The 11,257-nt window shown below is 72.8% G+C and carries 8 protein-coding genes; 1 reads left to right on the top strand and 7 read right to left on the bottom strand.

All coding sequences use genetic code 11. The features are described from left to right. Positions 1 to 75: 75 nt before the first annotated feature. From ACFV6I_RS31945 to ACFV6I_RS31915, 7 genes are all read right to left on the bottom strand, one after another. Positions 76 to 1,644, bottom strand: coding sequence for a class I adenylate-forming enzyme family protein (locus ACFV6I_RS31945; protein ID WP_380340442.1), 1,569 nt, complete (start codon positions 1,642 to 1,644; stop codon positions 76 to 78). 72 nt (positions 1,645 to 1,716) lie between these two features. Further along, a complete protein-coding gene (locus ACFV6I_RS31940) occupies positions 1,717 to 3,195 on the bottom strand; it encodes an adenylosuccinate lyase family protein (protein ID WP_380429064.1) in 1,479 nt (492 codons plus the stop codon). Further along, complete coding sequence (locus ACFV6I_RS31935) at positions 3,192 to 5,183, bottom strand: FAD/NAD(P)-binding protein (RefSeq protein ID WP_380340436.1); 1,992 nt, start codon at positions 5,181 to 5,183, stop codon at positions 3,192 to 3,194. Before ACFV6I_RS31935 ends, ACFV6I_RS31940 begins: the two co-directional genes overlap by 4 nt. Before the next feature lie 73 nt (positions 5,184 to 5,256). Next, positions 5,257 to 6,828 (bottom strand): class I adenylate-forming enzyme family protein, encoded by a 1,572-nt coding sequence (locus ACFV6I_RS31930; RefSeq protein WP_167745846.1) that lies wholly within the window; start codon positions 6,826 to 6,828, stop codon positions 5,257 to 5,259. Between the two features lie 228 nt (positions 6,829 to 7,056). Then, positions 7,057 to 7,602: an SRPBCC family protein gene (locus ACFV6I_RS31925; protein ID WP_063346534.1), complete on the bottom strand. Its 546-nt coding sequence runs from the start codon at positions 7,600 to 7,602 to the stop codon at positions 7,057 to 7,059. Positions 7,603 to 7,759: 157 nt separating this feature from the next. Further along, positions 7,760 to 8,191, bottom strand: a complete 432-nt coding sequence (locus tag ACFV6I_RS31920) for a GNAT family N-acetyltransferase (protein ID WP_380429062.1) — start codon at positions 8,189 to 8,191, stop codon at positions 7,760 to 7,762. A gap of 120 nt (positions 8,192 to 8,311) precedes the next feature. Continuing rightward, a complete protein-coding gene (locus ACFV6I_RS31915) occupies positions 8,312 to 8,725 on the bottom strand; it encodes a Fur family transcriptional regulator (protein ID WP_380340431.1) in 414 nt (137 codons plus the stop codon). 200 nt (positions 8,726 to 8,925) lie between these two features. On the opposite strand from ACFV6I_RS31915, the gene katG reads away from it, so the two are divergent. Next, entirely contained in the window at positions 8,926 to 11,160 is a 2,235-nt protein-coding gene (gene katG / locus ACFV6I_RS31910) for a catalase/peroxidase HPI (protein ID WP_380429060.1), read from the top strand. The last annotated feature ends 97 nt before the right edge of the window (positions 11,161 to 11,257 follow it).

Genomic DNA, 11,257 nt, shown 5'->3' with positions numbered 1-11,257 from the left:
CGCCCGCCCCCCCCACCCCCCCCCGCGCCCGGGGCGTGCCCACCCCCGCCGCGGGGGCCCCACGCCTTCGGAGGCTCAGGCCTCCTCGGCCGTGGCCAGCTCCCTGGCCAGCTCCAGCCGCTTCACCTTGGTCGTGGCGGTGTGCGGCAGCTCGTCCAGCCGGCGCTGCACCGGCGGGGCCAGGGTGGGCAGGCCGGCCACCGCGCGGTTCCAGCGGGCGAGGTCGAGCGGCTGGTCGTCCCGGGTGCAGACCACGGGCACCGGGGCCTTGTCCCCGCCGGGCACGATGATCACCTCCAGCAGCTCGGGCAGCCGGGTGAACAGCTTGTCCTCCAGGTCCAGGGTGCTGTTGATCCCCGGGATCTCGTCGACCTCGCGGTCCAGCAGGTGCAGGCAGCCCCACCGGGTGCGGTAGCCGAGGTCGCCCATCCGCCACCAGCCGTCCCGCGAGAACTGGCCCTCGAAGCGCTCCCGCTCGCCGAAGTAGGTGACGATCTGCCCGCCGCTGCGCACCTCGATGTGGCCGGGGGAGTTCTTGGTCACCGGCCGGCCGTCCCGGCTGACCACCCGGACCTCGGTCATCCCGGGGAAGGTCCGCCCGACGCAGCGGCCGTCGGCGCCGCTGCGGCGGTGCCGGGTGTAGGTGCGGGCGGCGATGGCGCCGGTCTCGCTCTGCCCGTACGTCTGGGCGAAGAACGGCAGGCTGCGCTCGGACGCGCCCAGCAGGGTGTCGACCGTGCGCGGGTGGATGGCGTCGAAGGTGTTGCTGAAGCAGCGGACCTTGGCCAGCGGCTTCGCCGGGTGGTCCGCCAGGACCTCCCAGCTCAGCAGGGTGTTGGGGTGGGACTCGATCACCCCCGGGGGGATCCGGGCGAACAGCTTCGCGACGTGCTCCGGCTCGTCGTCCCGCAGGATGATCATGGGGTGGCCGCGCAGCGCGAACAGCGCGGCCCCGCTGATCATCCGCGAGTGGGCGAAGGAGACGTGTACGGCGATCGGCTCGTGCCGCCCGACCGGGGCGAGCAGCACCGACTGCGGGCGGCAGCGGGCCTGGATCGTGATGCCGGTCTGGACGGCGAGCTTGGGCAGGCCGGTGGTGCCCGAGGTGTGGGTGATCAGGGCCGGCTGGTCCTGCGGCATGATCACGGGTGCCACCCGCTCGACCCCGGCCAGCCCGGCCAGCGCGGTCGCGCCCGGGAACTCCCCGGTGGCCACCAGCACCCGCTCGGTCAGGTCGAACACCTCGGACGGGAGTTCCTGCTCCAGCTTCGCCGCGTCGGTGAGCAGCGTCGGCCGGGACAGCCGCCCCAGCAGGCGGGCGACGGTGGTGCCGTCCAGCTTCGGGGACAGCAGCACCGGTACCCCGCCGACCCGGGCGACGCTGTAGGCGAGCAGGGAGATGTCGAAGCTGTCCGACTTGTGGATCACCACGTGCGAGCCGGGGCGGACCTGGGAAGCCCACAGTCGGGCGGCGAAGTCGTCGACCAGATCGGCGAGTTCGGTCAGGGTGACCCGCCGGCCCAGCTCCGGGGCGATGTCGAGGTCGTGGTCGAGGTAGACCGGGCTCGCCGGGTGACGGGCGGCCGCGCGGTCGAAGACCGTGCCCAGTCGGATGCCTCGGTTGCCGACGCGTTGCAGGAACATGCTCCTCTTCCCCTTCGGTTGGTCGCAGATCGCTCGGGAGTCCGGCGCCGGGGCGCCGGCGCCGGGCCGGCCTCACGGCTCGCGCAGGGCCCGGTCGACGAGGGGGCCGGCCGCCCCGGTGTACGAGGTCGGATCGCACAGCCGAGAGAGCTCGGCCCTGCCGAACATGCCGTCGAGAGCAGGCAGTTCGGCGAGCACCTGCTCCAGTGGCCGCCCATCGCGGTCGGCCTCGCCGGAGGCCTCGGTGAGCAGCTGCTTGGCCGTCGCCTTGCCGAGTCGGGGCGCCAGGACGGCGACGATCCGTTCCGAGATGATCTGACTACCCGTCAGTTCCAGGTTGGTGCGCATCCGTTCGGGCCGGACCTCCAGCCCCTCGGCGAGCTCCACCGCAGTGTGCGCGGCGCCCCCGGTCAGCCGCAGCGCCTCGCGCAGCAGCTGCCACTCGGCGTGCCAGGCGCCCCCCGAGCGCTCGTCCTCGGCCAGCAGGCACTGGGTGAGCCCGGTGGCGATCACCGGCACCTGCAGCGCGGCGCTGCGGATCAGGGTGGCCAGTACCGGGTTGCGCTTGTGCGGCATCGCGGAGGAGCTGCCGCGCCCGGCCGCGGTGGGCTCGGCCACCTCGCCGACCTCCGTCCTGGTCAGCGACTGCACGTCGATCGCGATCTTGCCGAGGGCGCCGGCGGTGAAGGCCAGCGCGCCCGCGAGGTCGGCGATCGGGGTGCGCAGCGCGTGCCAGGGCAGCACCGGGCGGGCCAGCCCGGTCTCGGCGGCGAAGGCGGTGAGCAGCCGGTCCAGGTAGTCGCCCGGGTCGGGCGCCGCCCCGTTCGCGGCCGCGCCGTCGATCCGGGCGTATTCCAGGTACCCGGCGAGGGTGCCGGCGGCGCCGCCGAGCGAGACCGGCAGACCGTGCTCGGCGACGTGCCCGAGCCGCTGCTCGGCGTCCAGGACGAGCCGGCGCCAGCCGGCCGCCTTGAGGCCGAAGGTGGTCGGTACGGCCTGCAGGGCGAGCGTGCGGCCGGGGAGGACGGTGTCCCGGTGCCGTTCGGCGAGGACGGCCAGGGCCCGCGCGGTGCGGGCGAGGTCGGCGCGGATGATCCGCAGGGCCTGGGCGGCCACCAGCATCGCGCCGGTGTCCAGGACGTCCTGGCTGGTGGAGCCGCGGTGGACGTACTCGGCGGCGGCCCGGTCCTCGGCCGCCACCACCGCGGTCAGCGCCCGGACCAGCCCGACCACCGGGTTGGCGGTCTCCCTGGACTCGACCGCGAGGGACCGCAGGTCCAGCAGCTCGGCGCGGGCCAGGCGGGTGATGGTGTCGGCGGCGGTCTTCGGCAGGGTGCCCAGCCCGGCCTGGGCCCGGGCCAGCGCCGCCTCGGCGTCCAGCATGGCCTGCAGCCAGGCCCGGTCGCAGACGGCGGCCTCGACCGGCGTCCCGGCGCGGACCGGCGAGAGCAGCCCGGAGTCGGTCAGGATGCCGGCCGCGTCGTGCGCGTCGTGCGGGTCGTGCCGGTCGCCAGGTCCGTGCGGGGCGACCGGCTCGTCAGGGTCGGTCATATCAGCACTCCGGTCAGGTCGGTGACGGCCGCGTCCGGCCGGACCCCGAAGGGCAGCTGGGTGGTGGGCGGCAGGGCGAGCAGCGAGCGGGCGATCGCGTCCGAGTCGCCGAGCGTCACCGAGTCCACGCCGGGCCGGATTCCGGCCGCCGTCACCCAGTGCACCGACTCGGTCGGCACCCCGTAGGCGTAGCGCCGCGGGTGCGCGCGGCCCCGGGTGTCCAGCAGCCGGTACGGCCGTTTGGTGACGGCCAGGCCGCCGGTCTCGTAATCGGTGCCGCCCGTGCCCGGGATCCGGTACGCGGTGGCCTGCTCGGTGCTCAGCAGGTGCTGCAGCAGCGGGTCGGTGGTGCGGCGCAGGTCGGGTTCGGGCAGCCGGGCCTCGATCAGGACGGTGGCGCGCACCGGCGGCTGGGGCACCGCCCGGGAGGTGAGCACGTAGGCGGCCGCCTCGGTGTCGATCCGGATCTCGGTGCCCGGGCCGGTGAGTTCGACCACCCCGGCCTCGATCAGGGCGATCAGCTCCTCGATCCGGGAGACCGGCGGGCCGATCGACAGGAAGGCGTTGAGCGGGGTGTACCAGCCCTCCAGGTCGTCCCGGTGCGAGTTCCCCTCCAGCCCGCCGTGGTCCACCGCGAGGCGGATCTCGTTGCGCAGGTCGCGCAGGATGTCCAGGGCGGTCTTGAGCGGGCCGCTGAGGTTGCCGGCGCGGGCCGCCTCGACGTCCTCGGCCAGGTACCCGAGCAGCCAGTCGCGGAAGTCCTCCGGCCCGGTGAACTCCCGGTCCCCGTAAGGGCGGAAGAGCCGCTCCCAGTCCCAGCGCTCCGACTCGGGGATGCCGTGCTCGTCGAGCAGGGCCGCGAAGCCGCCGCCGTGGGCGACCGTCAGGTACCGCTGGACGAAGGGCTCCCGCTCGGCACCGCGGCCCTTCGCTTCGAGCAGCGTGCCGTAGTAGACGCTCTCCACCTCGCGCGCGATCAGCGGCCACAGATCGGTGCGGAACTGCACCGGCTCACCGGCCGCGGACTGCTCGCGCAGCCCGGCGATGTACTCGGCGGTCAGCAACCGGGGGAAGTAACGGCCGTACGCGCCCTTCTCGTTCTCGCCGCGGGCGTGGTACGGGATGCCGCGGCGCGAAGTGGCGAACAGTTTCGGCTCCCGGCCCGACGGCCGGTACACCAGCCGTCCGTCCGCGCGGACGAAGGCGCCGCCCCGGCCGACCGTGAACAGGGCCATGTGGTCGAAGAAGTTCAGCCCGAGTCCGCGCAACAGGACGTGCTGGCCCGGCAGGATGCCGCTCAGGTCGAGGTCCGCCGGGTTGGCCGGGGTGATGTAGGTGAGGTGGTGGATCCGGGACAGGCTCGCCGTCCGTTCCTCGTGCGGGGTCGGCCGGGCCGCGACGTGGCCCTGGGCGAGCACGATGGCGTCCAGGCGGTTGAGCCGGCTGCCGTTCTCCAGGCGGATGCCCTGCGGGCCGCCGGGGACACCGTGGGTGTCCGCCATCGCCACCGCCCGCGAGCGGTGCACCTGGACGGTGACGTGCGCGGGCGCGCCGTCCACCACCCGGCGGAAGCTCGCGTTCAGGTAGCGCCCGTAGAACGCCCGGGTGGGGTAGCTGTCGGCTTGCAGGGCGCGGGCCTCGGCCACGCACTCCTCGTCCTGCCCGGAGGCCGCGCCGGCCTCGGCGACCTCCACCGCCCACTCCCACAGGCTCGGACCGGGCTCGATCGGGCCGTCGATCCGGGAGCTGTCGTCGGTGTACACGGTGATCTGCGAGGCCACGGTGTTCATCAGCAGGTGCCGTGACTGGTCCTGGCGCCAGACGGCGCCGGCGCCGGGCGCGGCCGGGTCGACCATGTGCACCGTGATGGAGCCGTGCGAGGGCGCTGCGCGCTCGTTGGCGCAGAGCCGTTCCAGAACGGACAGGCCGCGCGGGCCGGCCCCGATGACGCAGACCTCCAGTGCCGCCTTGCTGCCCACTGTGCTCATGCGCCCGCCTCGCTTCGCTCGGCAGGGGCGTGCGCCCGCGCGCACCTCTCGATGACGAGCTCGGTTCGCTCACTCACGGCTTCACGTCCTCCACGTCTTCCACGTCCACCCGGGTGCCCTGCGGGGCTTCGGCGAGCAGCAGGCGGGCGAGCTCCAGGCGCTTGATCTTGGTGGTGGCGGTCCTCGGCAGCTCCTCCAGCCGCCGGTGGACCGGCTCGGCCATCGGTGGCAGCGACGCCGCGGCGCGCCGCCAGGCCGCCAGGTCCAGTGGTTCGTCGTCCTTGGTGCACACCACCGGCACGGCCCTGCCGTCCGGGCCGGGGATGATGATGACCTCGGCGAGGCCGGGCAGCTGGCCGAACAGGGTGTCCTCGGCCGCGAGGGTGCTGCCGAAGCCCTCGATCAGGTCGACCTCGCGGTCCAGCAGGTGCACGCAGCCCCACTTGGTGCGGTAGCCGACGTCGCCCATCCGCCACCAGCCGTCCGCCGACACCTGGGCGTCGTAGCGGTCCTGCTCGCCGAGATAGGTGACGATGCGTCCGTCGCTGCGCACCTCGATGAAGCCCGGGTTCCGCTCGGACGGCGGGTTGCCGTTCCGGCTGACCACCCGGACGTCGGTCATCCCGGGGAACGGCATGCCGACGCAGCGGCCGTCGTCGTCCAGGGTGCGGCGCCGGGTGAAGCCGCGGACGATGGCCGGGCCGATCTCGCTCTGCCCGTACAGCTGGCCGAAGAGCGGCGAGCGGCGCCGGGTGGCGCGCAGCAACCGGTGCACGGTCCGCGGGTGGATCGCGTCGAAGGTGCTGCTGAACAGCTTGACGTTGGACAGTGGGCCGCGCGGGTCCTGCGCCAACTCCTCCCACTCCATGAAGGAGTTGGGGTGCGCCTCCAGGATGCCCGGCTTCAGCCGCGCGAACAGGTCGCCGACGTGCTTCGGGTCCGACTCGCGCAGCACGACCAGCGGGAAGCCGCGGTAGAGCGAGATCGCCAGCGCGGTGATCAGCCGGGAGTGGACGAAGGAGACGTGGATGGCGATGGTCTCCCGGCCCGGGATCAGCGGGGCGATGACGGAGGCCTGCGGGCGGTAGCGGGACTGCAGGCTGAACCCGGTGTGCACGGCCAGCTTGGGCGTCCCGGTGGTGCCCGAGGTGTGGGTGATCAGGGTCGGGTGGTCGGCTGGCATGATGACGGGTTTGACCCTCTCCACCCCGGCCAGCGCCCGCAGTTCGACGGCGTCCTGGTACGAGCCGGAGGTCAGCACCACCCGGTCGGCGAGGTCGAAGACCGTCTCGGGCAGCACGTTCTCCAGCTTCTCCTGGTCGGTCACCAGGAACGGCCGGTCGGTGCGGCGGACCAGCTCGGCGACCGTCGCGCCGTCCAGAGCCGGCGACAGCAGGACCGGGACGGCCCCGATCCGCGCCGCCGCGCACGCGAGCAGCGTGATGTCGAAGCCGTCGGCCTTGTACACCACCACCCGCCGGCTCGGCCGCACGCCCGCCGCCCAGAGCCGGGAGGCCAGGTCGTCCACCAGGTCCGACACCTCGGCGACAGTCGCCCTGCGGCCCAACTCCGGTGCCGCGTCGAGGTCGTGGTCGAGGATGAGGACGTTCGCGCCGTGTCTGGCCGCGGCGCGTTCGAAGAGCATCCCGAGCTGAATTCCCCGGTTTCCGATACGTTGAAGAAGCACCTGTACGCCTCCCGGGCCGCGGCTGTGCGCCGTCGGCGCCTGACGTGAATGGAATGGACACCACCCGCGGTGAAAGGGACACCGTCCGAGGTGAATTGGCGTGCCCGGGCGTCCGAATGGCCGCGTGCCCGGGCACGAGCCCGGGAATTCCGGGCGAATCGCGGAAAGGCCGGATACCGCCCGGCGTCACGCCTCTTCGATGACGGCCTTGATGCGCTGCAGGGAGGCGGCCAGATCGCCGGAGATCTTGTCGCCCCACTCCGCGAAGAAGCGCTGCTTCTCGGCCGCGTCCATCTCCGCGGTGATGCCCTTGATGCCCTGGGTGGCCGAGTCCATGCGGAAGTGGTGGGTCAGCAGGCTGCCGCCGCCCTCGGCTGCTTCGATGTCGAAGCCCCAGATGCTCTCCTGCTTCTGGCCGTCCGAGTTGTGTATCGCCCACCGGAAGGTCCGGCCCGGCTCCGCGGTGACCACCTCGGACTGGGTCGTCCACCGGCCGCGGACCACCGGCGCCCAGGCGACGATGTCGTCGCCGCGGAGGTTGTCGCCGCGGAACACGGACCCGACGGCGGCCGGCTCGCCGACCGTCCATTCACCGCCCAGGCATTCCGGGCTCCATTCGCCGCTGCGCGGCAGGTCGCTGATCACCGCGTAGACCTCGATCGGTGTCGCGGAAATGCGAATGTCGGCGTCGGCGGAGAATATCGGCTGCTTCTCGTTGATGGTTTCGCCCATGCCGGGGATCGTCCCAGCCCGGCCCCGGAGGGGGTCAAGGGCAGGCCGGCGGGTCCGTCAACTCGGTGATTCCGTGTCAACTCCGGCCCGCTGCCGCGGCGAACGGCCGCGAACCGGCCGGCACCGCGGGCCGTGAGCCGGCCGTCCCCTCGAACCGTTACGAACCGGCCCGGATCTCGCGGGCGAAGTGCAGGGCGACGATCGACATCCGGGCCGTGTGATAAAACCGGTGCGCGCCGTGGTTGGTCACCCCCGAATCGAGCTCGATCCGGGCGCACCCCGTCCGCCGGGCCCGCTCCTCCAGCTCCGCCATCAGCCGCCCGCCGACCCCCGCCGACCGCACCGCGCGGTCGGTCACCAGGTCGTCGACGAACAGCAGCCGGCCGCGGCTGGTCGCCAGCACCCGGTGGGTCGCCACCCCGACGCACCGCCCGCGACCGTCGTACGCGGCGGTGAAGACCAGCCCCTGCGCGTGCGCCTCGGCGGCGAAGGCGGCGAACCCCTCGGCGGTCAGGGCCGGCCTCAACTGCCGTATCAGCGGCCCGACATCGGCCGCCATGGCGGCGTTTCCCGGTATGACGTCAACCATCGTCAGTTCCATCCCCCGATCTTCGCAGGGAATGCCGGTCCTCGGTCCGGGCGGGACCGGGAGTCCTGGCCCGTGGTCAGCCCGTGGTCAGCCCGTGGTCAGCCCGTGGTCGGCCCGTGGTCAGCCCGTGCAGGTCGGGCAGAGGCCGCGGTAGGTGACGGCGGCGTCGGTGACGGTGAAGCCGAAGCGCTGGTCGGCGGGGAGGGCGGTGAGGGGGTCGTCGGTGGGGTGGACGTCGCGGATGGTGCCGCAGTGGGTGCAGACGAGGTGCTGGTGCGGGTGGTGGGCGTTGGGGTCGTAGCGCTTGGCCCGGCCGTCGGTGGAGACCTCGGTGACCTCGCCGAGGGTGACCAGTTCGCCGAGGGTGTTGTAGACGGTGGCCCGGGAGATCTCGGGCAGGCGTTCGGCGGCTCGGGCGTGGACCTCGTCGGCGGTGAGGTGAACGTGCTCGCCGTCCAGGACCTCCGCCACGACACGCCGCTGGGAGGTGAGGCGCCAGCCGCGTCCGCGCAGTCGCTCCAGCAGGTCACTCATATCGGTTCACCTATTCAGGTCAATGGGAGGTCAGGATTTTACCAAGTGATTTCGGCTTCGCTCCGGTTCCCGATCGGATATGCCTTTGGTGTCGTTCTTGACGTGGATCGTGTCCATCGTAGGATCGGCTCCGGCGATAGCCTGGGTAGCAGGAAGTAGCAGTCAAGACACCGTGATCCGCCTTGTAGGGAAGGATTTCCATGTCTGAGAACCACGATCCCATCGTTACCGAACCCGAGCCGCAGGCGGAGGGCACGGGTGGCTGCCCGGTGGCCCACGGGCGCGCGCCGCACCCCACCCAGGGCGGCGGAAACCGCCAGTGGTGGCCGGAGCGGCTCAATCTGAAGATCCTCGCGAAGAATCCGGCCGTGGCGAATCCGCTCGGCGCGGACTTCGACTACGCCGCGGCGTTCGGATCCCTCGACCTTCCGACCGTGAAGCGGGACATCGAGACGGCCCTCACCACCTCGCACGCGTGGTGGCCGGCCGACTACGGGCACTACGGCCCCTTCATCATCCGGATGGCGTGGCACAGCGCGGGCACCTACCGGATCAGCGACGGCCGCGGCGGCGCCGGCGCCGGGCAGCAGCGCTTCGCCCCGCTGAACAGCTGGCCCGACAACGCCAGCCTGGACAAGGCCCGCCGCCTGCTGTGGCCGGTGAAGAAGAAGTACGGCCGCAACCTCTCCTGGGCCGACCTGATGATCCTGGCCGGGAACGTCGCCCTGGAGTCGATGGGCTTCGAGACCTTCGGCTTCGGCGGCGGCCGCGTGGACGAGTGGGAGCCGGACGAGGACGTCTACTGGGGCCCGGAGACCACCTGGCTCGGCGACGAGCGCTACACCGGCGACCGCCAGCTGGAGCGCCCGCTCGCCGCCGTCCAGATGGGCCTGATCTACGTCAACCCCGAGGGCCCCAACGGCACCCCGGACCCGCTCGCCGCCGCCCGCGACATCCGCGAGACCTTCTACCGGATGGCGATGAACGACGAGGAGACCGTCGCGCTGATCGCCGGCGGCCACACCTTCGGCAAGACCCACGGCGCGGGCCCGGCGGACAACGTCGGCCCCGACCCCGAGGACGCCCCGATCGAGCAGCAGGGCCTCGGCTGGAAGAGCACCTTCCGCACCGGCAAGGGCGCGGACGCGATCACCAGCGGCCTGGAGGGCGCCTGGACGGCCACCCCGGTGACCTGGGACAACAGCTTCTTCGAGACGCTGTTCGGCTACGAGTGGGAGCTGACCAAGAGCCCGGCCGGCGCCTTCCAGTGGAAGCCGAAGGGCGGCGCCGGAGCGGACACCGTCCCGGACGCCCACGACCCGTCCAAGCGGCACGCCCCGACGATGCTGACCACCGACCTGTCGCTGCGCCTGGACCCGGTCTACGAGCCGATCTCCCGGCGCTTCCTGGAGCACCCCGAGGAGCTCGCGGACGCCTTCGCCCGCGCCTGGTTCAAGCTGACCCACCGCGACATGGGCCCGCTCGCCCGCTACGTCGGCGCGGAGGTCCCGGCCGAGCAACTGGTGTGGCAGGACCCGCTGCCCGCGGTCGACTACCAGCAGATCGACGCCGCAGACGTCGCCGCCCTGCGGGAGCGGATCGCCGCCTCCGGGCTGTCGGTGTCCGAGCTGGTGTCCACCGCGTGGGCGGCGGCCTCCTCGTTCCGCGGCAGCGACAAGCGCGGCGGCGCCAACGGCGGCCGGATCCGGCTCCAGCCGCAGATCGGCTGGGAGGTCAACGAGCCGGACCGGCTGGCCTCGGTGCTGCGCACCCTGGAGGGCGTGCAGCAGGAGTTCAACGCCCGGTCCGGCGCCAAGCAGGTCTCGCTGGCGGACGTGGTGGTGCTGGCCGGCGGCGTCGGCGTGGAGAAGGCCGCCCGGGCGGCCGGCCGCGACGTGGTGGTGCCGTTCACGCCCGGCCGGGCGGACGCGACGCAGGAGCTCACCGACGTCGACTCCTTCGCGGCGATGGAGCCGACCTCGGACGGCTTCCGCAACTACGTGGGCAAGGGCAGCCGGCTGGCCGCCGAGTACCTGCTGCTCGACAAGGCGAACCTGCTGACCCTGAGCGCGCCCGAACTGACCGTGCTGGTCGGCGGCCTGCGCGTGCTGGGCGCCAACTACCAGCAGTCCCCGCACGGCGTCCTCACCGGGACCCCCGAGGCCCTGACGAACGACTTCTTCGTCAACCTGCTCGACCTGGGCACGGAGTGGAAGGCCACCTCGGAGGACGGGCACACCTTCGAGGGCCGGGACGCGGCCACCGGCGCGCTCAAGTGGACCGGCACCCGGGCCGACCTGGTCTTCGGCTCCAACTCCGAACTGCGCGCCGTCGCCGAGGTCTACGCGAGCGACGACGCGAAGGAGAAGTTCGTGGCGGACTTCGTCGCGGCCTGGGTCAAGGTGATGAACCTGGACCGGTTCGACGTCGCCTGAGCCCGCGACCGCCTGAGCCCGCGATCGTCCGATCCCGGGTTCCCGGGCGGCCGACGGGGGTTGGCGTCAGCCCGCCATCGGCCCGGAGGTGCACGCC

This window comes from Kitasatospora sp. NPDC059803 (assembly GCF_042732255.1).
Lineage (GTDB): Bacteria > Actinomycetota > Actinomycetes > Streptomycetales > Streptomycetaceae > Kitasatospora.
The sequence above is the reverse complement of the archived record's forward strand: the minus strand, read 5'-3'. Positions and strand labels throughout refer to the sequence as shown.

Bases quoted from the DNA above. Each gene is read 5' to 3' on its own strand.
- ACFV6I_RS31945 (WP_380340442.1), bottom strand. From the start codon at position 1,644: ATGTTCCTGCAACGCGTCGGCAACCGAGGCATCCGACTGGGCACGGTC.
- ACFV6I_RS31940 (WP_380429064.1), bottom strand. From the start codon at position 3,195: ATGACCGACCCTGACGAGCCGGTCGCCCCGCACGGACCTGGCGACCGG.
- ACFV6I_RS31935 (WP_380340436.1), bottom strand. From the start codon at position 5,183: ATGAGCACAGTGGGCAGCAAGGCGGCACTGGAGGTCTGCGTCATCGGG.
- ACFV6I_RS31930 (WP_167745846.1), bottom strand. From the start codon at position 6,828: ATGCTCTTCGAACGCGCCGCGGCCAGACACGGCGCGAACGTCCTCATC.
- ACFV6I_RS31925 (WP_063346534.1), bottom strand. From the start codon at position 7,602: ATGGGCGAAACCATCAACGAGAAGCAGCCGATATTCTCCGCCGACGCC.
- ACFV6I_RS31920 (WP_380429062.1), bottom strand. From the start codon at position 8,191: ATGGTTGACGTCATACCGGGAAACGCCGCCATGGCGGCCGATGTCGGG.
- ACFV6I_RS31915 (WP_380340431.1), bottom strand. From the start codon at position 8,725: ATGAGTGACCTGCTGGAGCGACTGCGCGGACGCGGCTGGCGCCTCACC.
- katG (WP_380429060.1), top strand. From the start codon at position 8,926: ATGTCTGAGAACCACGATCCCATCGTTACCGAACCCGAGCCGCAGGCG.